General features: G+C 71.5%; 23 protein-coding genes. 20 read left to right on the plus strand and 3 right to left on the minus strand.

Going from position 1 to position 25,250, the window contains the following annotated elements:
- Window positions 1-247 precede the first annotated feature (247 nt).
- The 7 genes from AB0I18_RS25140 (at window position 248) to AB0I18_RS25170 (ending at window position 7,252) form a co-directional block, all read left to right on the plus strand.
- Window positions 248-505 carry a hypothetical protein gene (locus AB0I18_RS25140; RefSeq protein WP_363107818.1) on the plus strand — a complete coding sequence of 86 codons (258 nt, stop codon included), beginning with the start codon at window positions 248-250 and terminating at the stop codon, window positions 503-505.
- Complete coding sequence (locus tag AB0I18_RS25145; RefSeq protein ID WP_363107819.1) at window positions 502-1,515, plus strand: AAA family ATPase; 1,014 nt, start codon at window positions 502-504, stop codon at window positions 1,513-1,515. Before AB0I18_RS25140 ends, AB0I18_RS25145 begins: the two co-directional genes overlap by 4 nt.
- Entirely contained in the window at window positions 1,512-2,435 is a 924-nt protein-coding gene (locus tag AB0I18_RS25150; RefSeq protein ID WP_363107820.1) for a DUF58 domain-containing protein, read from the plus strand. The genes AB0I18_RS25145 and AB0I18_RS25150 overlap by 4 nt, the downstream gene beginning before the upstream one ends.
- Before the next feature lie 115 nt (window positions 2,436-2,550).
- Entirely contained in the window at window positions 2,551-3,501 is a 951-nt protein-coding gene (locus AB0I18_RS25155) for a VWA domain-containing protein (protein ID WP_363107821.1), read from the plus strand.
- Window positions 3,502-4,070: 569 nt separating this feature from the next.
- Window positions 4,071-5,312: a trypsin-like peptidase domain-containing protein gene (locus AB0I18_RS25160; RefSeq protein ID WP_363107822.1), complete on the plus strand. Its 1,242-nt coding sequence runs from the start codon at window positions 4,071-4,073 to the stop codon at window positions 5,310-5,312.
- 45 nt (window positions 5,313-5,357) lie between these two features.
- Window positions 5,358-6,026, plus strand: a complete 669-nt coding sequence (locus AB0I18_RS25165) for a response regulator transcription factor (protein WP_363107823.1) — start codon at window positions 5,358-5,360, stop codon at window positions 6,024-6,026.
- The gene (locus AB0I18_RS25170) at window positions 6,023-7,252 is read left to right on the plus strand and encodes a HAMP domain-containing sensor histidine kinase (protein ID WP_363107824.1); all 1,230 of its coding nucleotides are present in this window, start codon (window positions 6,023-6,025) and stop codon (window positions 7,250-7,252) included. The genes AB0I18_RS25165 and AB0I18_RS25170 overlap by 4 nt, the downstream gene beginning before the upstream one ends.
- Before the next feature lie 118 nt (window positions 7,253-7,370).
- Here AB0I18_RS25170 and AB0I18_RS25175 read toward each other — a convergent pair whose 3' ends face one another.
- Window positions 7,371-8,063 carry a lysophospholipid acyltransferase family protein gene (locus AB0I18_RS25175; protein ID WP_363107825.1) on the minus strand — a complete coding sequence of 231 codons (693 nt, stop codon included), beginning with the start codon at window positions 8,061-8,063 and terminating at the stop codon, window positions 7,371-7,373.
- Window positions 8,064-8,536: 473 nt separating this feature from the next.
- On the opposite strand from AB0I18_RS25175, the gene AB0I18_RS25180 reads away from it, so the two are divergent.
- The 3 genes from AB0I18_RS25180 to AB0I18_RS25190 all read left to right on the plus strand — a co-directional run bounded on the left by AB0I18_RS25180 (window position 8,537) and on the right by AB0I18_RS25190 (window position 10,836).
- Entirely contained in the window at window positions 8,537-9,706 is a 1,170-nt protein-coding gene (locus tag AB0I18_RS25180) for a glycerophosphodiester phosphodiesterase (protein WP_363107826.1), read from the plus strand.
- Window positions 9,707-9,780: 74 nt separating this feature from the next.
- A complete protein-coding gene (locus tag AB0I18_RS25185; protein ID WP_363107827.1) occupies window positions 9,781-10,287 on the plus strand; it encodes a sigma-70 family RNA polymerase sigma factor in 507 nt (168 codons plus the stop codon).
- A 45-nt stretch (window positions 10,288-10,332) separates the two neighbouring features.
- On the plus strand, window positions 10,333-10,836 hold the full coding sequence (locus AB0I18_RS25190; RefSeq protein ID WP_363107828.1) for a GNAT family N-acetyltransferase: 504 nt from the start codon (window positions 10,333-10,335) through the stop codon (window positions 10,834-10,836).
- Window positions 10,837-10,903: 67 nt separating this feature from the next.
- Here the strand turns inward: AB0I18_RS25190 and AB0I18_RS25195 are convergent, their stop codons facing one another.
- Both AB0I18_RS25195 and AB0I18_RS25200 read right to left on the minus strand, forming a co-directional pair.
- Window positions 10,904-11,335, minus strand: a complete 432-nt coding sequence (locus AB0I18_RS25195; RefSeq protein ID WP_363107829.1) for a hypothetical protein — start codon at window positions 11,333-11,335, stop codon at window positions 10,904-10,906.
- A 1-nt stretch (window position 11,336) separates the two neighbouring features.
- A complete protein-coding gene (locus tag AB0I18_RS25200) occupies window positions 11,337-11,696 on the minus strand; it encodes a hypothetical protein (RefSeq protein WP_363107830.1) in 360 nt (119 codons plus the stop codon).
- 69 nt (window positions 11,697-11,765) lie between these two features.
- Here AB0I18_RS25200 and AB0I18_RS25205 point away from each other — a divergent pair, with 69 nt between their 5' ends.
- The 10 genes from AB0I18_RS25205 (at window position 11,766) to AB0I18_RS25250 (ending at window position 25,168) form a co-directional block, all read left to right on the plus strand.
- Window positions 11,766-12,422, plus strand: coding sequence for an HAD family hydrolase (locus AB0I18_RS25205; protein WP_363107831.1), 657 nt, complete (start codon window positions 11,766-11,768; stop codon window positions 12,420-12,422).
- A gap of 401 nt (window positions 12,423-12,823) precedes the next feature.
- Complete coding sequence (locus AB0I18_RS25210) at window positions 12,824-13,912, plus strand: ATP-binding cassette domain-containing protein (RefSeq protein WP_363107832.1); 1,089 nt, start codon at window positions 12,824-12,826, stop codon at window positions 13,910-13,912.
- The gene (locus AB0I18_RS25215) at window positions 13,909-14,652 is read left to right on the plus strand and encodes a methionine ABC transporter permease (protein ID WP_363107833.1); all 744 of its coding nucleotides are present in this window, start codon (window positions 13,909-13,911) and stop codon (window positions 14,650-14,652) included. The genes AB0I18_RS25210 and AB0I18_RS25215 overlap by 4 nt, the downstream gene beginning before the upstream one ends.
- A gap of 74 nt (window positions 14,653-14,726) precedes the next feature.
- Window positions 14,727-15,554, plus strand: coding sequence for a MetQ/NlpA family ABC transporter substrate-binding protein (locus AB0I18_RS25220; protein WP_363107834.1), 828 nt, complete (start codon window positions 14,727-14,729; stop codon window positions 15,552-15,554).
- 64 nt (window positions 15,555-15,618) lie between these two features.
- Window positions 15,619-16,467 carry a MetQ/NlpA family ABC transporter substrate-binding protein gene (locus tag AB0I18_RS25225; protein ID WP_363107835.1) on the plus strand — a complete coding sequence of 283 codons (849 nt, stop codon included), beginning with the start codon at window positions 15,619-15,621 and terminating at the stop codon, window positions 16,465-16,467.
- A gap of 158 nt (window positions 16,468-16,625) precedes the next feature.
- Window positions 16,626-17,264, plus strand: coding sequence for a GNAT family N-acetyltransferase (locus tag AB0I18_RS25230; protein WP_363107836.1), 639 nt, complete (start codon window positions 16,626-16,628; stop codon window positions 17,262-17,264).
- A 130-nt stretch (window positions 17,265-17,394) separates the two neighbouring features.
- A complete protein-coding gene (gene cbiE / locus AB0I18_RS25235) occupies window positions 17,395-18,606 on the plus strand; it encodes a precorrin-6y C5,15-methyltransferase (decarboxylating) subunit CbiE (RefSeq protein ID WP_363107837.1) in 1,212 nt (403 codons plus the stop codon).
- 336 nt (window positions 18,607-18,942) lie between these two features.
- A complete protein-coding gene (gene cobT / locus AB0I18_RS25240; RefSeq protein WP_363107838.1) occupies window positions 18,943-22,791 on the plus strand; it encodes a nicotinate-nucleotide--dimethylbenzimidazole phosphoribosyltransferase in 3,849 nt (1,282 codons plus the stop codon).
- A 237-nt stretch (window positions 22,792-23,028) separates the two neighbouring features.
- Window positions 23,029-24,285 (plus strand): uroporphyrinogen-III C-methyltransferase, encoded by a 1,257-nt coding sequence (gene cobA / locus AB0I18_RS25245; protein WP_363107839.1) that lies wholly within the window; start codon window positions 23,029-23,031, stop codon window positions 24,283-24,285.
- Window positions 24,286-24,349: 64 nt separating this feature from the next.
- The gene (locus tag AB0I18_RS25250; RefSeq protein WP_363107840.1) at window positions 24,350-25,168 is read left to right on the plus strand and encodes an RNA methyltransferase; all 819 of its coding nucleotides are present in this window, start codon (window positions 24,350-24,352) and stop codon (window positions 25,166-25,168) included.
- The last annotated feature ends 82 nt before the right edge of the window (window positions 25,169-25,250 follow it).

A 25,250-nucleotide genomic window follows, 5' to 3' on the forward strand; every position in this document is an offset into this window, starting at 1 on the left:
GTGGGCTCGTGGGGGGGGGGGGGTGTGTGTTTGGGGTGGGGCGGCCGTGTCCTTGCCCGCCTGGCCCGCGCCCCTCGTCAGGGGCGCGGGGAACTGCGCGACCAGCCACGACGCACCCGCAGCCGACAAACGACCCCCGCTCCCCAAACCCGCAGGCCGCACCCCGCTTTAAGCGCGTTTTCGCCCTCACCTGATGGTCTTGGCTCTGTACCCGACGTCGTCCCACACGGCCGAAGGAGCCAAGACCATGACACGTCGTATCCGTAAGACAGCAGTCCTCGCCGCCACAGTGCTGGCCGCCGCGGGAATCGCCGGAGGCGGTGTCGCACTCGCCGCCGACGGTGACGAGGCGCCCCGCGAGCAGACCCGGTTCGTCGTCGAGGAGGGGGCGTCCGACGACAACGGAACCAGCGCCTGGACCCGCGAGGACTGCCCGGAGAAGGACGGCGGCGGGAGCACCGGCACCCCGTCCGAGGATCCGAGCAACCCCGCGGCAGCGCTGTGACCACCGCCGACCCCCGCGGCGGCGACACCGCGGACGGGAAACTCCTCGAAGAGGCGCTCTTCGAGGTCAAGCGGGTGATCGTCGGCCAGGACCGCATGGTGGAGCGGATGTTCACCGCGGTCCTGGCCCGCGGCCACTGCCTGCTCCAGGGTGTGCCGGGCGTCGCCAAGACGCTCGCCGCGAAGACACTCGCGCAGGTGGCGGGCGGCCGTTTCGCCCGGCTGCAGTTCACCCCCGACCTCGTCCCGTCCGACATCACCGGCACCCGGATCTACCGCCCGTCCCAGGAGACGTTCAGCGTCGAACCGGGCCCGGTCGTCGCCAACTTCGTCCTCGCCGACGAGATCAACCGCGCCCCCGCCAAGGTGCAGTCCGCGCTCCTCGAAGTGATGGGCGAGCACCAGGTCTCCATCGGCGGCACCACCATCCCCGTCCCCCAGCCGTTCCTCGTCCTCGCCACCCAGAACCCCATCGAGTCCGAGGGCGTCTACCAACTCCCCGAAGCCCAGCGCGACCGCTTCCTGCTCAAGGTCGACGTCGCCGTGCCCAGCGAGTCCGAAGAGCTCGCCATCCTCTACCGGATGAGCGTCGACCCGCCCCGGGCACGCCCCGTCCTCAACCCGGAGCGGCTCATCGCGCTCCAGCGCAGCGCCGACGAGGTGTTCGTGCACCACGCGATCGCCGAATACGCCGTACGCCTGGTCGTCTCGACCCGTGAACTCGCGGGCCCCGACAGGCGGTTGGCACACGGCGCGGGCCCGCGCGCCACGCTCGCCCTGGTCGCCGCGGCCCGCGCGCTCGCCCTGCTGCGCGGTCGCGGCTACGTCCTTCCCGAGGACGTGCACGACCTGGCCCACGAGGTCGTCGCGCACCGCCTTGTGCTGTCCTTCGACGCGCTCGCCGACGGCGTCACCGGTGCCGAGATCGTCGACGAGGTGCTGGCCGCCGTCGAGCAGCCGCGCATCAGCCCGCGCCAGGCCGCCAGCCGCCCCGAGGAGGAAGCGGCATGAGCGGCACCCCGACCCTCCGCGAACTCACCCCCGAACAGGCCCTGAAACACCTGGAGTTGCTCTTCACCCGCCGCCCCGACGGACTCCTCCAGGGGGACCACCCCGGCCTCGTGCCGGGGCCCGGTAGCGAGGTGGCCGAGACCCGCCCGTACGTCATCGGTGATGACGTACGCCGGATGGACTGGAACGCCACCGCGCGCACCACGGTCCCGCATGTCCGTCTCACGCTCGCCGACCGCGAACTCACCACCTGGATCGTGCTCGACGCGTCCGCGAGCATGGACTTCGGCACGGCCCGGATGGAGAAACGCGACCTGGCCGTGGGCGCCGCCGCGGCCGTCGCCTTCCTCACCGAACGGGCCGGCAACCGGCTCGGTGCGCAGTTCACGGGGCCGGACGGCATTCAGAGGATCCCGCCGCGCACCGGGCGCGGCCACCTCCTCACGATCCTGCGCGCCGCCCTGGACCGGCCCCGGGTGGTACCGGACGCGGCCGGACAGGCCCCGTACTCCCTGGCCGACGCGCTGCGCTCGCTGCGCACGCTTCCCGGCCGCGGACTGGTCGCCGTCGTCTCCGACTTCCTGGAGGCCGGCTGGGAGCAGCCCCTTCGCACGATCGCCCACCGCCACCAGATCCTGGCGGTCGAGACGGTCGACCCCCGCGAACTGGAGCTGCCGTCCGTCGGGTTGATCACGCTCGTCGATCCGGAGACCGGCCGCAAGCGGGAAGTCCCCACCCACTCACGCCGGTTGCGGGAGCGGTACACGGAAGCGGCGCTGGAGCAACGGGCGTTGATCAAGGCGTCCATCCGCCGGTCGGGCGCGGCACATCTGCGTCTGCGTACCGACCGCGACTGGGTGCGGGACGTCATACGCCACGTCGAGAAGCAGCGGCGCCGTGCGGGAGGCGGTGCCGCGTGAACGTACCCCCGTCCCCGTCCCCGTCCCCGTCCCCGTCCCTGTCCTCGTTCATGACCGTGCCCCTGTCCGCGTCCGCCGTTGCCGTGGAGGTGGCCATGAGCCGGCTGGAGGTGCCATGAGTCTGCGTTCGCCGGGCTGGCTGCTGCTCCTGGTGCCGCTCGCCCTGCTGATCGCCGCGTACCTGCTGGTCCAGCGCAGGCGCGGTCGGTACGCGGTCCGGTTCACCAATCTCGATCTGCTGGACAAGGTGGCGCCCAGGCAGCCGGGCTGGCGCCGCCATGTCCCCGCGGCCGCCTTCTGCGCCACGCTCGCGCTGCTGGTCGTGGGCTTCGCGCGGCCGACCACGGACGTTCAGGTGCCGCGCGAGCGGGCCACCGTCGTCGTCGCCTTCGACGTCTCCGCCTCCATGGAGGCCACCGACGTCGAACCGACCCGCTTCGAGGCCGCCCAGCAGGCCGCCCTCGCCTTCGTGGACCGGCTGCCCGAGCGCTTCAACGCGGGGCTCGTGCCGTTCAGCGGCTCGGCCACGGTCGCGGTCCCGCCGACCACCGACCGGAACGCGCTGCGTTCGGCCATCGAACGGCTCACCACCGGCGAGGGCACGGCGATCGGCGAGGCCGTCGTGGCCGCCCGGGACGCCGTCCGCATGCTCGACCGCGAGGCCGAGACCAAGCCGCCGCCCGCGCACATCGTGCTGCTGTCGGACGGCTCCAACACCACGGGCCGGTCCGTCGAGTCGGCGGCCGCGGAGGCGGCCGGCGACAGAATCCCGGTATCGACCATCGCGTACGGCACCGAAGGCGGGACCATTGACCTGCCGTCGGGCGACACCGTGAGCGTCCCCGTCGACGGCCCTGCCCTCCAGGACCTCGCCTCCCGTACCGGCGGCGACTTCCACGAGGCCGCGACCGGGGAAGAACTCCAGGAGGTGTACGAGGACATCGGCAGCTCCGTCGGCCATCGCACCGAGGAACGCGAGATCTGGCAGTGGTTCATCGCGGCCGGTCTCATCGCCGCACTCGCCGCCGCGGCCACGTCACTGCTCTGGTTCTCCCGTCTCCCATGACCGGCATCCCGGTCCGGCCACCGGCCCCCACCGGTTCCGTCTCACCGTCCGGCCACTCCGGACCCGGGACGGAACCGGGACCGCGTCCGGGTCCCGGCCCAGGGTTCCGCGACCAAGGAGGAACGACCGTGTCCGACGACCGCTATCCGGGCCATCCCGGCCTGCCGGGCCATTCAATCCCGCCGGCCCACTCCGGCCTGCCGGGTCACTCCGGCCCGTCGGCCGACTCCGGCCCCCCGGCCCACTCCGGTCTCCCGGGCTGGTCCGGCCTTCCGACCCACTCGGGCCTGCCGGGCCACTCCGGCCCGTCGGCCGACTCCGGCCTCCCGGACCAATCCGGTCCTCCGGCTCACCCGGGTCCGTCCCGGCCCCTGGGCCCGTCACGTCCCTCCGGGCCACCCCGCCCGCCCGGCCCCAACGGCCCGAGGGTGGACGGCCGTTGGATTGAAACCGAAACCGAAACCGAAACCGAAACCGGAGCTGGAACCGGAACCGGGACTGCCGGCGGCCGCGGAGTGGATCCGGCACCTGCCGTCCCGGGCCCGGCTCCCACCGCGGGGTTGGGCGACATGCCCACGACCGAGAGGTCCAGCGACCCATTCACCGGCCGGGCCGCCGACGGCCCGGGCGAGTCAACGCCGCCGGGCCGCCCAGACCGCGAGCGGGGCACCGACGACCTGAGCCCGGCCGCGCGGTTCGGCGACGCGTACCGGGATCGGGCCGCGGACGCGGACGGTCCGGGCACATCCGTGTCGCCGGGTGACCCGTACGCCGGCCGGGCCCCCGCCGGTCCGAGCCCGGCCGCGCAGTCCGGCGACCCCTACCAGGACCCGTACGAAGGCGGGCAGTCCGGCGACCCGTACCAAGCCGGCCCACCCGATCCTCCGTACCAGGGCGGGCAGTCCGGCGACCCTTACCAGGGCGGCCGGGCCGACACCCCCTACCCCGGTCTCGGCGAGCCGCGCGGGCCCTCGTTCCTTCCCGGGCGGCCCCCGCCCGGGTTCGGGCCGCCCCCACCGGCACAGGCGTACGAGAGCCCGTACCCGAGCCCGTACGGGACCCCGCAGCCCCCGCCGGCGCGGGCGCCGCGCAAGCCCCGGCCGGTCGTCGCGGCGGTCCTCGCGGCCGTGCTCGCGGGCGGAGCCGCGGGGTACGCGGCGGGGGCGATCGGTGACGAGGACCCCGCCGCGTCCTCGGCCGCCGCCCAGAACGTCACCGGGCTCGAAGCCGTCGCCGCGCGCGTGCTGCCCAGTGTCGTGTCCATCGAGACGGCGGACGGACAGGGCTCCGGGTTCGTGTTCGACGAGCGGGGCCGGATTCTCACCAACGCCCATGTGGTGGCGGGGAGTTCGCAGGTGTCGATCGAGCTCCAGGACGGCCGCCGGCTACGCGCGGACGTGCTCGGCGACGACCCCGCCAACGACGTGGCCGTGCTGGAACCGGAGACCGCACGAGGCCTGCGGGCCGCCGAACTGGCCACCGGAGCCCGCCCCGGCGTGGGCGACACGGTACTGGCCATCGGCTCGCCGCTCGGCCTCAGCGGCACCGTCACCTCGGGCATCGTCAGCGCGCTCGACCGCTCGGTGCGGCTCGGCGAGGGAGGCGAGCGGCGGCGCGCCCTGCAGACCGACGCGTCGATCAACCCGGGGAACTCCGGCGGACCCCTGGTCGACGCCGACGGCCGTGTCATCGGCATCAATACGGCCATCGCGACGTTGGACCAGCAGCGGGGCGGTTCCATAGGCATCGGCTTCGCCATCCCCGTGGCGGACGCGCGGGACGCCGCGCGGACGATCATCGACGGCAGCTGAGTCCTACGGGGCACGGCAGAGCGGCGGAAGGCAGGTGGGGCAGACATGAGACTGCTGGTCGTGGAGGACGAGGAGGACCTGGTCGTCGCGCTCAAGGTCGGCCTGGTGAGGGCCGGTTACGCGGTCGATGCCGCCCCGGACGTCGACACGGCGACGGAGAAGCTCGCCGTCAACGACTACGACCTGGTCCTGCTGGACCTCAACCTGCCGGACGGCGACGGCTTCTCGGTGTGCCGGGCCATCCGTACCACCGCCGGCGGCCCCCGCATCCTGATGCTCACGGCCCGCGACCGCCTCGCCGACCGGGTCCGCGGCCTCGACGAGGGCGCCGACGACTACCTGGTGAAACCCTTCGCCCTGCCCGAACTCCTCGCCCGCATCAGGGCGTTGCTGCGCCGCGAGGACGGCGGCACCTCCGTTGTCGAGGTCGGCGAACTCCGCCTGGACACCGCCCGCTTCGAGGCCTTCCGGGGCGAACGCCCGCTCCAGCTCACGCCGAAGGAGTTCGGCGTCCTGCACTATCTGATGACCCGCCCCGGACGCGTCGTACCGGCCGAGGAGCTGCTCGAACACGTCTGGGACGAGCACGCCGATCCGTTCACCAACACCGTGCGGGTCACGGTCGGTTCACTGCGCCGGAAGATCACCGGGGAGGACGAACCGCTGATCGAGACCGTGATCCGGCAGGGCTACCGGCTCAAGGAGGCAGGATGATCGCCGCGTTCCGGCTCCTCAGGGCGAAGCTGCGGCTCCCCGCCTTCACTCACACCATCCGCTTCCGCCTCACCGTCCTCTACTCGGGACTGCTCTTCGTCCTCACCACGCTCGTCCTCGGCGGCACGTACCTCGCCGTCGAGCGCAGCGGCGAGGCGCACCCCGTCAGCAAGCAGTTCCAGGCCCAGAAGTACGTGGACGGGGTCTACCGGGGCGAGTTCCCCGCCGTGAAGCTCCAGGAGGTCGAGGCGGCCGTCAACTACGAGACGCTCGCCAACCTCCGCCGCTTCTCCTTCGCCCTGGTGGGCGGCCTCGCCGTCGCCAGCCTCGCCATCGGCTGGGTCCTCTCGGGACGCGTCCTGCGCCCCGTACGCGCCATCTCCCGTACGGCCGCCGACATCCAGGCCACCGACCTCTCGCAGCGCATCCGTCTCGACGGGCCGAAGGACGAGCTCCGCGACCTCGCCGACACCGTCGACTCCATGCTGGACCGCCTCGACGAGGCCTTCCGCGCCCAGCGCCAGCTCATCGACGACGCCTCGCACGAACTGCGCAGCCCGCTCGCGATCATCCGCGCCAACCTGGACGCGGTGCTGACCGCCGAGGAGTCCGACGAGGCGGAGCGCAGGGCCGCCGCCCGCAGCGTGGACCGGGCGACGACCCGGATGACACGCCTGGTGGAGGACCTGCTGGCCACGGCCCGCCGTACCGCCCCGGCCCTCGCCGACGCGGACGTCGACCTGGCGGCGGTGGCCGGTGAGGCGTGCGAGGAGTTCGTACCGCTCGCCGCCGAACGCGGGCTCGCCCTGCAACGGCGCCTGACCACGGGTCTCACGGTCATCGGCGACCACGACGCGCTGCGCCGAGCCGTCGGCAACCTGCTCTCCAACGCCGTACGGCTCGCCCCGCCAGGCACCCGCATCACCGTCGCGGCAGGCCGGTCGGACGGCTGGCTCTGGGCATCGGTGCAGGACGAGGGCCCCGGCATCCTCGACGACGACCAGGCCCGAGTCTTCGACCGCTTCTGGCAGGCCAAGGGCAACGGCGGCGGCCGCGACCGCCACGCGGGGCTCGGCCTGGCCATAGTGCGCCAGATAGTCGAATCCCACGGCGGCCAGATCCGCCTCTTCTCCCGAGTGGGAGAAGGCTCAACATTCGTCCTATGGTTCCCAACCCCGGGCACAGACCACACAAACGGCGGCCCACCCGAAGACCGTCCGGCCTGACACACCGCCCTTGAGGGGGCCGCAGGCCCTCCTCAAGGGGCGCGGGGAACTGCGCGACCAGCCACGACGCACCCGCAGTCGACAAAGGACCCGTACTACCCCAGCCCAACCAGCAGAGCTAGGCGGCCTCTTTGGCCTTGGTGGCGTACATGTCCACATACTCCTGCCCCGACAACCGCATAACCTCAGTCATCACCGAGTCGGTCACGGCCCGCAGCACATAGCGATCGCGCCCCATACCCTCGTACCGCGAGAACTCCATCGCCTCACCGAAGCGCACGGTGACCCGCCCGGGCCGCGGGAACCCGGCCCCACCGGGCTGGATCTTGTCCGTGCCGATGATGGCGAACGGGACCACGGGCGCGCCGGTCATCAGGGCCAGCCGGGCGATGCCGGTGCGACCCCGGTAGAGCCGGCCGTCGGGGGAGCGGGTGCCCTCGGGGTAGATGCTGAAGACCTTGCCCTCCTCCAGCACCCGGCGGCCGGTCATCAGCGCCGCCACACCGCCGCGGCCGCCGTCCCGGTCGACCGGAATCATGCCGCAGCCCGTGAAGAACCAGGCCATCAGGCGGCCCTTGAGGCCCTTGCCGGTGACGTACTCGTCCTTGCCGATGAAGAAGACCTGGCGGTTGCAGAAGAGCGGCATGATCATCGAGTCGATGAACGTGAGGTGGTTGCCGGCCAGGATGACCGGACCGGTGCCCGGGATGCGCTCCGCACCCTCCACCCGTGGGCGGAACATCAGGCGCATGATCGGTCCGAGCACTGCCTTGATGAGCGCGAAGCGGGACAACGGGCCCTCCGGTGTCAAGGGAATCGGGATAAGTCTGTGCAGGTGAGGACGATACTCGTGGCCCCCGGGGTCTTGCACATCGGGTTCACCGAGTGGATACGCATTGTTGACCCTTGTTTACCTGCGGTGGCGTCCCGTTGCACGCCTGTCATCCGCCCGAGACGGTGTGACACATGTCGCGTCCGAAGGGGACCGCCGGGTGAAACGGGGGGACCGAGTTGTACGCGTGGCGTCGCCGGCCGCTGGTCCGGCACGCCTGCGCACCGCCTACCCGCTCCTCCGCAGCCCAAGCCCAGGCCCGCACGCGGTGGGCGGACCGCAGGCCGCGGGGCCCCGGCCGAGGGTTCGGAACCGACCGTCCGTCAACTCACCCACCCCACACGACATCCAGCGTCACCCGCGTGTTCCGTCCAAGGTCTCCCACCCGTCACCCCCGCGCACCTACGATCGTCCCGCTTTGACAGGTGCAGGGCAGTATGGGAGGAGCGCTCATGGCGACGCAGGGGTCGAACGAGGGACTGAACGGGATCAGCCCGGGACGGCGGGCGCTGCTCGGGGCCGCGGTGCTGGGCGCGGGCGGAGCGGTCCTCGGACTGCCCGGCACGGCGAGAGCCGACGAGCGGAGCACCGGCGGAGGCTACAAGAGCCTGCCGAAGCCGACGATCATCGGGCACCGCGGGGCCAGCGGCTACCGGCCCGAGCACACACTCGGCGCGTACCAGCTGGCCCTCGACATGGGGGCGGACGTCATCGAGGCGGGCGACCTGGTGCCGACCAAGGACGGCCACCTCGTATGTCGTCACGAGCCGGAGATCGGCGGCACGACGGACGTCTCCGCGCACCCCGAGTTCGCGGGCCGCAGGACGACCAAGCTCCTCGACGGGGTGTCCACGACAGGCTGGTTCACCGAGGACTTCACGCTCGCCGAGCTGAAGACCCTGCGGGCCAAGGAGCGCATCCCCGCCAACCGCCCGCACAACACGCTCTACGACGGCCGCTGGGAGATCCCCACCTTCGAAGAGGTGCTGCGCTGGCGGAGCGAACAGAGCAGGAAGCGCGGCCGGCAGGTCTGGATCTACCCCGAGCTCAAGCACCCCACCTACTTCCGCGAACTGGGCCTCGGCCTGGAAGAGCGGGTCGCCAAGGTGCTGCGCAAGCATGGCCTGGACAAGAAGAACTCGCCCGTCATCCTCCAGTCCTTCGAGCCGACCAGCGTCCAGCGGCTGAACAAGCTGGTCGGCAACCCCCTCGTGGTGCTTCTCTCCGGCGCGAGCACCCGCCCCTGGGACTTCGTGGAGACGGGCGACCCGCGCACGGTCGCCGACCTCGTCAAGCCCGAGGGCCTGAAGTGGATCGCCTCGTACGCCCAGGGCATCGGCCCGACCCTCGACCTGATCATCCCGAAGGACGCGAGCGGCAACCTCACCACGCCGACCACGCTGGTCGCCGACGCGCACAAGGTGGGCCTGATCCTGCACCCGTACACGATGCGCAACGAGAACCCCTTCCTGCCCGCCAACTTCCGCAAGGGCACCGACGCGGACGCGTACGGAGACGCCTTCGGCGCCTTCAGGACGTACTTCGCCACCGGCATCGACGGGGTTTTCACCGACAACCCGGACACCGGTGTCCTCGCCCGCGAGGACTTCGTCAACGGTTGAGCCCGCGGCCCCGGTTGGGGTGACAGACGGCCGCCCCGGCAACCTCGTGCCGGGGCGGCCGCGTCGTGCCGCATATGACCCACGACATGGTTGCCACGCTGCGTCCGCTGCTCACCGCCGAGGCGTCCGCCGAGGCATATGCCTCCGGAGTCGAGCCGAGCGACCTGGAACAGGCCGTCTGGCTGCGCCTCCTGGAGCGCCTCGGCACGGACGGTCCGCCCGCCGATCCGGCCGCCTGGCTGCGCGGCGCCGTCCGCTCCGAGGCCCGCCGCACCCGCCGCACCGCGCGCGCCGAACAGCCGTACGCCGCCGAGCCCGTCGACGACAGCGGGCCGGGACCGGAGCAGCTCGCGCTCGCCGCCGCCAGGCGCCGCGCCCTGCACTCCGCCGTACGCCGGCTGCCCGGCCGCTGCCCCAGGCTCATGGCGGCGCTGCTGTCCCCGAAGGACCTCACCTACCGGGAGATCGCGGGCGAGTTGGGTATGTCACAGGGCAGTCTTGGTCCGGAACGTTCCAGATGCCTGGGATGTCTGCGCCGAATGCTTACGTCGGAGGTTGCGGCTCGTGAACCGCGGGGATAGGAGTGAGGGACAACCGGCGAGCAGGTGAGCGGGAGGCATGCACACATGGGCATGAGCGTGACCATCTCTGCGGCGACCGAGCAGGACGCCGAACAGATCCTCAAACTGCAGTTCCTCTGCTATCAGAGCGAGGCCGAGCTGTACGGCGACTACAGCATCGAGCCCCTCACCCAGCCCCTCGACTCGCTCAAGGCGGAGCTGGCGGGCGGCACGGTGCTGGTGGCCCGGCTCGGCGACGAGGTGGTGGCCTCGGTGCGGGCTGTCGTGGACTCGGAGGGCACGGCTCGCATCAACAAGCTGATCGTGCACCCCCGGATGCAGCGGCACGGGTTGGGCGGGCGGTTGCTCGACGCGATCGAGACGCGGCTCTCCGAGGGTGGGGCGGCGAAGAGGTTCCAGCTGTTCACCGGGCACCGCAGTGAGCACAACCTGACGTTGTACCGGAAGCACGGGTACGAGCCGGTGTCCACGGAGCGGGTGGATGAGCGGCTCAGTCTGGTGACGCTGGCGAAGGGTGCGGCAGCTGGTGCCTTTGTCGCCAGCGCGTAGCGCTCCGCGGGTCGGTGGGTGTGTGTCTGCGGGTCCGTTGTGGCTGGTCGCGCAGTTCCCCGCGCCCCTAAAAAGGCGCTTTACGTGACCGGCGCAGCCAGAAGATTGCCGTCACCGGGAGTAGTACCGGGATGAACAGGTAGCCCATGCCGTAGTCCGACCAGACCGTGGCGTCGGGGAAGGCGGACGGTTCGACGAGGGTCCAGGTGCCGACGGTCAGTACGCCCGCGAGTTCGGCGGCGCAGCACACCAGCGCCGCCTTGCGGGCCGTCTCGCCACCGCGGACGAGCGAGTACGTGATGAAGCCGTAGACGAGCCCGGCCACCGCGGACAGCGAGTAGGCGAGCGGCGCCTTGTCGAACTCCGTCGCGATCTGCACGGCGGAGCGTGACACGGCGCCGACCACCATTACGCCGTACAGCCAGACCAGCAGCATGCCCGGACCCCCGATCAGCCGCGTCCGCCCGGGCTTCTCCTCGGACTCGTCGGCCGCGGCCATCTCAGCCTCCCCAGATGTCGTAGAGCCGCACCTGGAGCACGGCGAGCACCACGCCGCCGGCCGCGACCGTGATCGAGCCCCAACGCGTGCGCTCCGCCAGCGACATGAAGCCCGCCGCCGGGATGCACGCGAACGCGCCGATCAGATACGAGACGAAGATCGTCGTGCCCTGCTCCGGCTTCTCGCCGCGTGCCAGCTGGACGATGCCGACCACGAGCTGGGCCAGGGCGAGTACCGACACCACGGCCATACCGATGAAGTGCCAGTCCTTGGTCGGCTGGTCGCGGTAGGCGGCCCAGCCGCACCAGGCGGCGAGCGCGAGCGCGGCGACGGCGGTCGCGACCGTCAGGGCATCAAGCATGCCGTGACCCTATTACGGGCCAAAAGGCCTGATGCGCTCGGCCCCGGGGTGCCCCGTAGGGTCGAGGCCATGAAGATCCGAAAGATCCAGGCCGATGCCCTGCTGTTCGACAACGACGGAACGCTCGTCTCGTCCCTGGAGTCGGTGTACCGGTGCTGGACCAGGTGGGCCGAGGAGTACGGGATCACCGCCGAGGAGTTCGCCCGGGTCGAGCTGCACGGCCGCCCCGCCGCCGAGATAGCCGCCGACCTGCTGCCCCCGGACCAGGTCGCCGAGGCCGTCGTACGCATCGAGCGGCTGGAGGTCGAGGACGTCGTGGGCGGAGTGCACTTGCTGCCGGGTACGCAGGCGCTCCTCGACTCGCTGCCCGCCGACCGCTGGGCCGTCGTCACCTCGGCAAGTCGGCGGCTGGCCGAGGCCCGCCTCGGCGAGGTCGGTATCCGCCCCAAGACCCTGATCACCGCCGACGACATCACCCGCGGCAAGCCCGACCCCGAGCCGTTCCTGCTCGCCGCCCGTGAACTGGGCGTCGACCCGGCCCGCTGTGTCGTCTTCGAGGACGCGCCCGCCGGTCTCCAGGCAGGCCGCGCGGCCGGAATGACCACCGTGGCATTGGCCACAACCCATGAGGCCGCCGAGCTGGACGCGGACGTCGTGCTGAAGGACCTCTCGGCGGTGTCGGCGCTGGTCACGGGCCGGACAGTGGAGATCTCCATCCGGCTCTGACGAGGTGTCCACCACTGTCCGTCATACGGACAGCGATTCCTGGTCCCGTCCATACGTCTGCTTTACTTTTCTCATGACCACGACGAGCAGCCGCATCCTTGCGACCGAGGCGACCATGACGCCCGGTGCTCGCTGTATGTGTCGAATGTGCGCCTTCTAGAGGGCCCCCGCACCACCCCTGGCCTCGCGCCCCGAAGCGAGCCGCTCACGTCTGCCCGTACGTCCCTCGTACGCGACTGAGCCAGCCCAGCGCACGCCGTTCTTTTGACGCCCTGGTGTGAAGTCCAGGCCTGAAGCCCCGGCTTCCGTCGCCCTCACGAGAACCGTGCCGCGTTCCGACCGAATGCACCCGTGCCCGGCGCACACCCACGCCCTGCACTCGACAGTGACGGAAGTCCCCAGTGATCACGACAACAGGCCTCACCAAGGTCTATCGGGCTCATCGTTCGCGCGGCCGTGAGGTCACCGCCCTGGACGGCGTAGATCTGCACGTCCGCGAAGGCGAGGTGTACGGCGTCATCGGACAGTCCGGCGCCGGCAAGTCCTCCCTCATCCGCTGCGTCAACCTCCTGGAGCGCCCCACCGCCGGCACCGTGACCGTCGCCGGACGGGACCTCACCGCACTGGCCGGCCGCGGCCCGCGGGCCGGTCGGGAGCTGCGGAAGGCGCGCAGTCACATCGGCATGGTCTTCCAGCACTTCAACCTGCTGTCCTCGCGGACGGTCCAGGACAACGTGGAGCTGCCGCTCGAAATCCTTGGCAGGTCAGGGAAGGAACGTTCCCGCAAGGCCCTGGAACTCCTCGACCTGGTCGGCCTCTCCGACAAGGCCGGGTCCTACCCGGCCCAGCTCTCCGGCGGCCAGAAGCAGCGCGTCGGCATCGCCCGCGCGCTGGCCGGCGACCCGAAGGTGCTCCTCTCCGACGAGGCGACCAGCGCCCTCGACCCCGAGACCACCCGCTCCATCCTCCAGCTGCTGCGCGACCTCAACCGGCAGCTGGGCCTGACCGTCCTGCTCATCACGCACGAGATGGACGTCGTCAAGAGCATCTGCGACTCGGCCGCCCTCATGAAGCAGGGAAAGATCGTCGAATCCGGCACGGTCAGCGAGCTGCTCGCCACCCCCGGCTCCGAGCTGGCCGCCGCGCTCTTCCCGGTGAGCGGCGACGCCTCCGCCGACGACCGCACGGTCGTCGACGTCACCTTCCACGGTGACGCCGCGACCCAGCCGGTCATCTCGCAGCTCTCCCGCACGTACAACATCGACATCTCGATCCTCGGCGCCGCGATGGACACCGTCGCCGGCAAGCAGGTCGGCCGGATGCGCATCGAGCTGCCCGGCCGCTACGAGGAGAACGTCGTGCCGATCGGCTTCCTGCGCGAGCAGGGCCTGCAGATCGACGTCGTCGAACAGGCGGCCCAGGAGCCCGGGCCGGTGCCGGAGCCCGGGTCGGCGCAGGAGTCCGTACTGGTGAAGGACGGTGCCAAGTGACCTGGTCCGAGATGCAGCCGCTGCTGGAGCAGGCCTGTTGGGACACGCTCTACATGGTCGGCTGGTCCACGCTCATCGCCGTCGTCGGCGGGCTGCCGCTGGGCATCCTGCTGGTCCTCACGGACCGGGGCGGCCTGCTGCAGAACACCGTGCTGAACAAGGTGACCGGGCAGGTGGTGAACATCGGGCGCTCGCTGCCCTTCATCGTCCTGATGGTCGCGCTGATGGACTTCACCCGGTCGATCACGGGCACGACGATCGGGCGCGAGGCGGCCATCGTGCCGCTCGCGGTCGGTGCCATCCCGTTCTTCGCCCGGCTCGTCGAGACGTCGGTGCGCGAGGTCGACCACGGCCTCGTCGAAGCCGTGCAGGCCATGGGCGGCAACACCTGGACCGTCGTCCGCAGGGTCCTCGTACCCGAGTCGCTGCCCTCGCTGATCTCCAGCACCACGACGACGATCGTCGCGCTCATCGGCTACTCCGCGATGGCGGGCACCGTCGGCGCCGGCGGCCTCGGCGACATCGCGATCCGCTACGGCTACCAGCGCTTCGAGACCGGGCTGATGTGGATCACCGTGGCCATCCTCGCCGTGGTCATCTCCGTGATCCAGTTCGGCGGCGACCTCGCCGCACGCAGGCTGCACCGGCGAGGCGGACGCTCCGGCGAACCGCTGCTGTTCCGGCCACTGCGCGGTCTCTTCCCCGGCACGGTCGCGGCCGACACCGCCAAGACCCGCTGACCCTCTCGCACTCCCCATAACCGCCCCGCCCACCCCACGCGGGGTCGCTCCACCCCTCAGGAAAGGCACTTTTCGTGCGTAACACCGCCAAGATCACCACTGCCGTCCTCGCCGCCGGAGCCCTCACCCTGGGACTCTCCGCCTGCGGCTCGGACAAGGACTCCGCCTCCGACACCAGCGGCCCGCTGGTCGTCGGCGCGAGTACCGTCCCGCACGCCGAGATCCTCACCTTCATCAAGAAGAACCTGGCGACGAAGGCGGGACTCGACCTGGACGTCAGGGAGTTCAGCGACTACGCCACCCTGAACCCGGCGACCGAGGACGGGTCCGTGGACGCCAACTACTTCCAGAACCAGCCGTACCTCGACGAGTTCAACGAGAAGAACGGCACCGACATCGTGCCGGTCGTCACGGTGCACCTGGAACCGCTCGGCCTCTACTCGAAGAAGCTGAAGAACGCCGACGAGCTGAAGAGCGGCGCCACCGTCGCCGTCCCGAACGACACCGTCAACGAGGCACGGGCGCTCAAGCTCCTCGACGCCAACGGGATCATCACCCTCAAGGACGGCGTGGGCAACGCCGCGACCCCCAAGGACATCGCCGAGAACCCCAAGAACATCGAGTTCAAGGAGCTGGAGGCGGCCCAGACCCCGCGCTCCCTCGACGACGTCGACGCCGCGGTGGTCAACGGCAACTACGCACTCGAAGCCGACCTCTCGCCCGCCGAGGACGCCCTCGTCTCGGAGTCCCCCAAGGACAACCCGTACGGCAACTTCCTCGCGGTCAAGGAAGGCGGCCAGGACGACCCGCGCGTGAAGAAGCTCGCCAAGCTCCTGACCTCCGCCGAGGTAAGGAAGTTCATCGACGACGAGTACGCCGGTTCCGTCGTCGCGTCCTTCTGACCTCCTCCTTCTCCTGACCGCCCCGAATCACCTTGAGTCCGCATCACCTTGAGGATGGCCGACGATGAGTAAGCCCGTAATTCCCGCCCTGGCGGCCGCACTCGCGCTGGGGCTCGGGCTCACCGCCTGCGGCTCCGGTTCCGGCTCCGGTTCCGACTCCGCTTCGGGTGGCGGCGGTGACGACGGCACCCTGGTCGTCGGCGCCACCGCGGTCCCGGCCGGCGAGGTCCTCTCGTACATCAAGAAGGACCTCGCCGCGAAGAACGGACTCGACCTGCAAGTCCAGGAGTTCACCGACTACGTCCTGCCGAACACCGCTCTCCAGGAGGGCTCGCTCGACGCGAACCTGTACCAGAACGAGCCCTATCTGGACGACTTCAACAAGGCCAAGGGCACCGACCTGGTCCCGGTCGTGAAGGCGTACCTGCCGCCCATGGGCGTGTACTCGAAGACGGTCCAGGACGTCACGAAGCTCGCCGACGGAGCCACCGTCGCGGTGCCGAACGACACGACCAACGAGGGTCGCGCGCTCAAGCTGCTGGCCTCCAAGGGCGTCATCACGCTCAAGGAGGGCGCCGGTACGACCGCGTCTCCCGCGGACATCGCGAAGAACCCGAAGAACCTCAGGTTCAAGGAGCTCGAACCCGCTCAGCTGCCCCGCTCCCTGGACGACGTGGCCGCCGCGGTGATCAACAACAACTACGCCCAGGACGCGGGCCTCAGCCCCGCCGAGGACGCGATCCTCCTGGAGTCCGCGAAGAACAACCCGTACGCGAACCTCCTCGCCGTCAAGAAGGGCAACGAGGACGACCCGCGGGTCGAGAAGCTCGCGAAGCTGCTGACCTCGCCCGAGGTGCGGAAGTTCATCGAGGACAAGTACCAGGGGTCGGTCCTGCCGGTCACCTCAGGCTGACCGCATTCGGCCCCTGCTCGGGTCGCCACTCACGGGGTCCGCTCCTTCACAAGGAGTGGACCCCATGGTGCAGTTGGGGGCTTGCATGCTGCATGCTGGGCAGTTCAGCAGGCGCGACGGTCCCTCATGGACGGTCCCTGATGGTTACGGAGCGGCGCATGACGAACACCTTCCCCGACATCTCCCTCAGCACGGAGCGGTTGGTGCTGCGCCCTCTCGAGGACGAGGACGTCCCCGCCCTCACGGAGATGATGAACGACGAGCAGGTCGTGGCCTGGACATCAGTGCCCCAGCCCTTCACCGAGGAAACCGCCCGCGACTGGATCGACGAGGACGCGCCCGCCGAGCGCACCTCAGGACGCGGACTCGACCTCGCCGTCACCGAGTTCCTCACCCAGCGCCTGGTCGGAGTCGTCCAACTGGGCAAGACGGACTGGCACGTACGGTCCTCCGAACTCTCGTACATCATCGCCCCCTGGGCGCGCGGCGAGGGCTACGCGTCCGAGGCGGCGCTCACCACCGCCCAATGGCTCTTCGGCGACCAGAAGTTCGAGCGCCTGGAGCTGCGCACCGCCGCCGACAACACCGCCTCCCAGCAGGTCGCCCAGAAGATCGGCTGCATCAGCGAGGGCGTCCTGCGCAACGCCTGCATAGCGCGCACCCGTACCGAGGACGGGGGCTGGGCCGAGCTGCGTACCGACTTCATCGTGTGGAGCCTGCTCCCCGAGGACATCGAGGGTGTCGCCGAGCAGCTCGCCGACACCGGGGGTTTCACCTCGTACTCCGACTGGAACTGAACGGGAGGCGGCCGCCGACCCGCACCCGCAGCCGGAGAAGTCACGAGGTACGCTCACGGGGCTCCGCATGCCTGCCTGGCGGCCGCATGCCCACCTGACGACCTGCGAAGACCTCAGGAGACTGACGACGATGGCCGACCGGGTCACGGTGATCGGCTGGGACGGCTCGCCGCTGACCGACGCGGCGCTCTCCGCCCTCGGCGCCGCCACGCTCGTGGCCGGCGCGGGCCATCATCTGACCCTCGCCGAGGTGCCCGGCGCCGCCGAGCGCATCCGGCTCGGGAGCGTCGCCCTCGCCGCTCGCCGCATCGCCGCCCACCGGGGCAGCGCCGTCGTCCTCGCCGACGGCGACCCGGGCTTCTTCGGAGTCGTACGCACCCTGCGCGACCCCGAATTCGGCCTGGAGGTCGAAGTCGTCCCCGCGGTCTCGTCCGTGGCCACGGCCTTCGCCCGCGCAGGGATGCCCTGGGACGACGCACAGGTGGTCGTCGCACACCGGCGCACCCTGCGACGCGCGGTGAATGTGTGCCGGGCCCACACCAAGGTCGCCGTCCTCACCTCGCCCGGCGCCGGACCCGCCGAACTCGGCCTGCTCCTCGACGGCGTCCACCGCACGTTCGTCATCTGCGAGGAGCTCGGCACCGAGCGCGAGCGGGTCACGATGCTCACCTCCGACAAGGTGGCCGACCACACCTGGCGCGACCCGAACGTCGTGATCGTCCTGGGCGGACCCGTCGCCTCCTCCGAGGGCGGCAGCTGGATCGCAGGACGGGACCCGGGCACCGGCCCGCGCGCCTGGGCGCTGCCTGACGACACCTACGGCGACGAGCTCGGCGAGGGCGAGACCGAGGTGCTGCGCACCGCCCAACTGGCCCGCCTGGGACCCCGCGTGGGCGACCTCGTCTGGGACATCGGCTCCGGCAGCGGCGCCTTCGCCACGGAGGCCGCGCGGTGCGGTGCCGCGGTCATCGCCGTCGACCGCGACGCGAACGCGTGTGCCCGCACCATGGCCACCGCCCGCCGCTTCGGCGTACAGCTCCAGATCACGCACGGCACCGCGCCGTACATCCTGGAGAACCTGCCCGAACCGGACGTCGTACGCGTCGGGGGCGGCGGGGCCGCCGTGGTCTCCGCCGTCGCCGACCGGCGCCCCCAGCGGATCGTCGCGCACGCGGCGACACGCGACGCCGCCGAACTCATCGGCCGGGACCTCGCCGAGCACGGCTACCGGGTCGAGTGCTCCCTTCTCCAGTCCGTCGAGCTGGACACCCGCGCCTGGACGGAGAAGGAGCGGAGCATCGCGTTCCTGCTGACCGGGATGCTGACCGATCGCGCCCTGTGATCCTGTAGTCGTACCGCGCGCGGTAGGCTGGCCGATCGTTGTACCGCAGTCGGGTTGTCCGGTATTTCGCCGGTCAATGTCCGGAAAACGCACCTGTTTTGGGGTGCGTGTGGTACGGCAGAACCGGAGGACGCGCAAAGTGGCGCAGTCCACAGCGGGCCGTGGCGGATCAACCTGTCGCGGTGGACGGCCGACCGCGACAATGCCTGTTAATGGCTTTGTCGACCGGCCGTTCGTGCCGCCCGGCACACATGCTCGTTCTTCACTGCGGGCGGTCGGTGCGCCGCTCCGGACGAGCAGGTCGTAGGAGCACTAACCGATGGGCGAGGGGTACGCATGACCGACACCGGCCAGGTCCCGGGCGAGGGACTGCCGGAGAACTCAGGCATGGTGGAGCAGCCGGGCGCCCCCGCGCCCGGTGCGTACACCTACCTCTCCGATACCCCCGCCGAAGACGAAGACCTGTTGCTGCTGCCGGGCGCCCAGGGCGCGTGGGGCAACGAAGTGCCGCCGCCGGCCCCGGCGCCGGTCGTCGAGGCCGTCCACGAGCCCGGTCCGCACGAGACGGCGGGCCGCGACAGCGGTTCGGTCGACCTGAGCGCCGTCCGGATGTCCGCGGCCGCGCCGCAGCCGCCCGTCGCCCGTCGCCCGCTGCACCTCGGCCCGCCGACACCCGACGGTGCCGGCAGCCCGGTGCGTTCGCTCGCCGACCGAGGCCCGGCGGAAGTGCCGGTCAACGCCGTTCCCATGCGGCAGTCCGGTCCGCCCACGGTCGGGCCCGAATACCTCGACGTGCCGCGCGAAGAGGCCGTCCCGCAGGGGGCCTCACCCTGGGGAGCGCAGTCGCGGACCGCGGTCGCTTCGGTCCAGGTCGCGCCTCCGGTGGCCCAGGTGAGCTCCGAGGTGGCGGCTGCAGAAACGGTCTTCCCGGGAAGCGGCGGAGCGCACGCCGCCGCGAGCCCGGGCGGGGGTGACGAGTCGGCGCAGGTCGCACCTGTCGCACAGGGACAGGTCGCACATGGCGCGCAGGTACCCGACGCGGCGGGCATGACGGCCGCTCAGGGCGAAGGCGCCGCCGAGCCGCCGGTTGCCGCTGCCCCTGCCTCGCAGGTTGCCGAGCCGGCCCAGACGCAGCCGCCGCCCCCCGGCACCGACGAGGTGCGGGAGGGCGCGCCCGCCCAAGGCGTCGCCGAGGCTCCTGAGGCCCCGCAGACGCCGGAAGCCGCGTACGTTCCACAGGCGCCGGAAGCAGCACAGGCCACTCCGGAAGCCGCCCAGGCCACTCCGGAAGCCGTTCAGGTCCAGGACTACGCGCAGGCCCCGCAGCTCGCGGACGGCTCGCTCTTCCCCCACGCCCCGGTCCAGGAGGCACCGCGGACCGCGGATGCCCCCCAAGCGGCCCCGGAGTTCACGCACACCCCGGACCTCGCCCAGGTTCCTCAGCACACGCCCTTCTCGGCCGCGCCCGCAGCCGAGCACCTGCTCCAGCCCTCGGAGGACGTCGGCCCGCACGCGCCCGAGGCGCACCTTCCGCCGCAGGCCGCCGACGAGGCACAGGCCGCGTACATGGCCCAGGACGCCCATTCGGCACCGGACCCGCGGGCCGCGCACCCGGCGGAGCAGCAGTTCCAGGACCCCGCCGGCCAGTTCGTCGAGGCCGGGCCGCAGGCCGGAATCCCACAGCCCCAGCCGGATCCGCAGCCTCAGGCGCAGCCGCAGTCCGTCGAAGCCGCGCCTGTCGATGCGGTGCCTGTCGACGCCGCGCCCGTCGTCGAAGCGGCCGTCGTGGATCAGGCCGTCCAGGGCCAGAGCCAAGGCACCGCCCCGGAACAGTTCGCTGAATCCGCCGAACCCGCTGAACGCACGGAGACACCCGCCCAGATCGTCGCCGACACCGAGCGGCCGGAGCACTCCGCGCAGTCGGAGCAGCAGCGGCCCGTGCAGGCCGGCGTCGCCGTGCAGACCGAGGCACTCGGAGCGGTCGCGGCACCCGGCGAGGCGTTCCACGGCGAAGCGGCTCCTCACCCGGACGCGTCCCCGGACGTGTCCTCGGAGGCCCACGCGGAGCAGGCCGTCGGCCAGTTCGTGCCGGTCGAGGGCATGGTCCCGACCGCCCCGCACCTGGCTCCGACCCCGCCGCACGCCATGAGCGTGCCGCCCTTCCCGGCGGAGCCCACCGCTCCGGAGGAGACGGCAGAGCCGGTGGCTGCCGCCGCGGAGACAGCCGAGCCGTTGCCGCCCGAGCCCGCGGAGTCCGTCCTCACCGTGCCCGCCCCCCGAGAGGCCGATCCGGCGCCCGAGGCCGAGGCGACTTCCGTACCGGAAGCACCCTTCGAGGACCCGGACTCCGAACCAGAACCCGTGGCCGCACAGCTCGCGGAGGACCTGGACACCCGGGGTGCCGACCAGGAGGAGAGCGCGGCCGCCGTGGCAGAGGCAAGAGAGTCCACCGGTCCCGCGGCCCCCGGCTACGACGACGCCGAACGCGAGGCCGTCCTGCGTGTGATGCGCGAGCGCCGCGACATCCGTAACGGCTTCCGCAGCGATCCCATCCCGCACGACGTCCTGCTCCGCGTCCTGGAAGCGGCCCACACGGCACCGTCCGTCGGCCACTCCCAGCCCTGGGACTTCGTCGTCATCCGCTCGGCCGACACCCGCCGCACGATGCACGAACTGGCCCAGCGCCAGCGCGAGGCGTACGCCAAGTCCCTTCCCAAGGGCCGTGCGAAGCAGTTCAAGGAACTGAAGATCGAGGCCATCCTCGACACCCCGGTGAACATCGTCGTCACCGCCGACCCGACCCGCGGCGGCCGCCACACCCTGGGCCGTCACACCCAGCCGCAGATGGCCCCGTACTCCTCAGCGCTCGCGGTCGAGAACCTGTGGCTCGCGGCCCGTGCCGAGGGCCTCGGCGTCGGCTGGGTCAGCTTCTTCGACGAGCGCGAGATGGTCCGCACCCTCGGCCTGCCCGACCACCTGGAGGTCGTCGCCTACCTGTGCGTCGGGTACGTGGACGAGTTCCCGGAGGAGCCCGAGCTGATGCAGTCGGGCTGGTCCAAGCGCCGCCCGCTGTCTTGGGTCGTCCACGAGGAGACGTACGGCCGTCGCGCGCTGCCCGGCGAGGAGCCGCACGACCTGCTCGCCGAGACCGTCTCCAACATCCGCCCGCTGGACGCCAAGGCGCTCGGCGAGGCGTGGGAGCGCCAGAAGCGGATGACCAAGCCCGCGGGCGCGCTCGGCATGCTGGAGATCATCTCCGCGCAGCTCAGCGGCCTGTCCCGGATGTGCCCGCCGCCGATTCCGGAACCGGCGGCCGTCGCGATCTTCGCGGGTGACCACGGCGTGCACGCCCAGGGCGTCACCCCATGGCCGCAGGAGGTCACCGGCCAGATGGTGGCCAACATCCTCGGCGGGGGAGCGGTCTGCAACGCCTTCGCCAACCAGGTGGGCGCCGAGGTCTGCGTCGTCGACGTGGGCGTCGCCTCCGACCTGCCCGCGACCCCCGGTCTGCTCCCGCGCAAGGTCCGTGCGGGCACGGCCGACATGACGACCGGGCCCGCGCTGACCCGCGAGGAGGTCAAGGCGGCCATCGAGGTGGGCATCGACACGGCCCGGGACCTGATCGCGGCCGGCAACAAGGCCCTGATCACGGGCGAGATGGGCATCGCCAACACCACCGCGTCGGCCGCCCTGATCTCCGTCTTCACCGGCGCCGACCCCGCCGAGGTCACCGGCCGCGGCACCGGCATCAACGACGAGACCCTGGCCCGCAAGACCGAGGTCGTACGCCGGGCCCTCGACCTCCACCAGCCGGACCCGGCCGACCCGATCGGCGTCCTGGCGGCGATCGGCGGCCTGGAACACGCCGCCATGGTCGGCCTCCTCCTCGGCGGCGCCTCCCTCCGTACGCCGGTGATCCTGGACGGCGTCAGCGCCGGCGCCGCCGCCCTGGTCGCCCGCGCCATCGCCCCCGAGGTCCTCGCGGCCTGCATCGCGGGCCACCGCAGTGCGGAACCGGGCCACGTGGCCGCCCTGAACAAGCTGGGCCTGCGCCCCCTGGTCGACCTGGACCTCCGCCTCGGCGAGGGCACGGGAGCCCTCCTGGCCCTCCCGGTGGTCCAGAGCGCGGCCCGCGCCATGCACGAGGTGGCGACGTTCGACTCGGCGGGGGTAACCGAGAAGTAGGCCGTTGGTGGTTGTGGGTACAACCACGGACCCACCCGCACGGTTCGGGGGTCTGGGGACGGAGCCTCCTCACGCGGCGGAGCCGCATGATCGATACTGCCGGGAAGGGGTGGGTCTGGGGAAAGAAACCCCACCCACCCCGGCCACCCACCACCCCGCACCATAAAATTCGCATGTCAGGGCCGCTCCGACGCAGCAGCGCGCCCCCGCACCGCCCGCACGAGGAGCCGCACCTCCATGGCCGAAAACCCCGCCTACCCCGTAGGCCTCCGCCTCACCGGCCGCCGCGTAGTAGTACTCGGCGGCGGCCAGGTGGCCCAACGCCGACTCCCGGCCCTCATCGCCGCGGGCGCCGACATCCACCTCGTCTCCCCGTCCGCGACCCCCTCGGTCGAGGCGATGGCGGACGCGGGCGAGCTCACCTGGACCAGGCGCTCGTACCAGACGGGCGACCTGGCGGAAGCCTGGTACGCCCTCATCGCCACCGGCGACACCGAAGCGAACACCCGGGCCTCGGCCGAGGCTGAGGCGAACCGGGTCTGGTGCGTCCGCTCGGACGACGCCGACGCGGCCACGGCCTGGACCCCGGCGACGGGCCACAGCGAGGGCGTCACGGTGGCGGTCCTGACGACGAACGCGAAGGGCCGCGACCCCCGCCACACGGCGGCCATCAGGGACGCGGTCGTTGAGGGCCTCCGCGACGGCACCCTGGTGGCCCCCCACCACCGCACCCGCACCCCCGGCGTCGCCCTGGTCGGCGGCGGCCCCGGCGACCCGGACCTGATCACGGTCCGCGGCCGCCGACTCCTCGCCGAGGCGGACGTGGTCATCGCGGACCGCCTCGGCCCCCGCGACCTCCTCGCCGAACTCCCGCCGCACGTCGAGGTGATCGACGCGGCGAAGATCCCGTACGGGCGCTTCATGGCCCAGGAGGCCATCAACAACGCGCTCATCGAGCACGCCAAGCAGGGCAAGGCGGTCGTCCGTCTGAAGGGCGGGGACCCCTACGTCTACGGCCGGGGTATGGAGGAGGTCCAGGCGCTGGCCGAGGCGGGCATCTCCTGCACGGTCGTCCCCGGCATCTCCAGCTCGATCTCGGTCCCGAGCGCGGCCGGCATCCCGGTCACGCACCGCGGGGTCGCCCACGACTTCACGGTCGTCAGCGGTCACATCGCCCCCGACGACGAACGCTCCCTGGTCGACTGGGCAGCCCTCGCCAAGCTCCGCGGCACCCTGGTCATCCTCATGGGCGTGGACAAGATCGGCGCCATCGCCCGTACGTTGATGGAGAACGGCAAGGCGGCGGACACCCCCGTGGCCGTCGTCCAGGAGGGCACGACCGCGGCCCAGCGCCGGGTCGACGCGACTCTCGCGACGGTCGCCGAGACCGTACGGGCCGAGGACGTGAAACCCCCGGCCGTCATCGTCATCGGCGAGGTGGTGAACGTCGGCAGCGGACTCCCGGGGAACGCAGGTCCCGGGCGTCCCGAGTAACCCCGGGTAACCCAACCTGTTCCCAGCCGTTGGCACGACACCCAGGACAAGGCAGTATCACCCTGTGGCCGATCTCATCACCGTTGAGGACCCCGCCGACCCACGCCTGCGCGACTACACGGGCCTGACCGACGTGGAGCTGCGCCGCAAGCGCGAGCCCGCCGAGGGCCTGTTCATCGCCGAGGGCGAGAAGGTCATCAGACGGGCCAAGGACGCCGGTTACGAGATGCGCTCGATGCTGCTCTCGGCCAAGTGGGTCGACGTCATGCGCGACGTCATCGACGAACTCCCGGCCCCGGTGTACGCGGTCAGTCCGGAGATCGCCGAGCAGGTCACCGGCTATCACGTGCACCGCGGCGCGCTCGCCTCCATGCAGCGCAAGCCGCTGCCGACCCCCGACGACCTGCTCCAGACGGCCCACCGGGTCGTCGTCATGGAGTCGGTCAACGACCACACCAACATCGGCGCGATCTTCCGCTCCGCCGCGGCCCTCGGCATGGACGCGGTCCTGCTCTCCCCGGACTGCGCGGACCCGCTCTACCGCCGCAGCGTGAAGGTCTCCATGGGCGCCGTCTTCGCGGTCCCGTACGCGCGTCTCGACTCCTGGCCCAAGAGCCTGGAGACGGTCCGCGAGGCGGGCTTCGGCCTCCTCGCACTCACCCCCGACGAGAAGGCCAAGCCCCTCGACGAGGTGGCCCCGCACCGAATGGACCGCGTCGCCCTGATGCTCGGCGCGGAGGGTGACGGCCTGTCCACCCAGGCCCTGGTCGCCGCCGACGAATGGGTCCGCATCCCCATGGCCCACGGCGTGGACTCCCTGAACGTGGGCGCGGCGGCAGCGGTCGCGTTCTACGCGGTAGCGACAGGCAGACCGCAGAACTAGCGCCCCCCCGCACGTAGTAGCGCGGGGGCTGAGGCGCCCCGTGAGGGGCGCGGGGAACTGCGCGACCAGCCACGAATCACCC

The sequence above is a fragment of the Streptomyces sp. NPDC050704 genome (assembly GCF_040654355.1).
Lineage (GTDB): Bacteria > Actinomycetota > Actinomycetes > Streptomycetales > Streptomycetaceae > Streptomyces.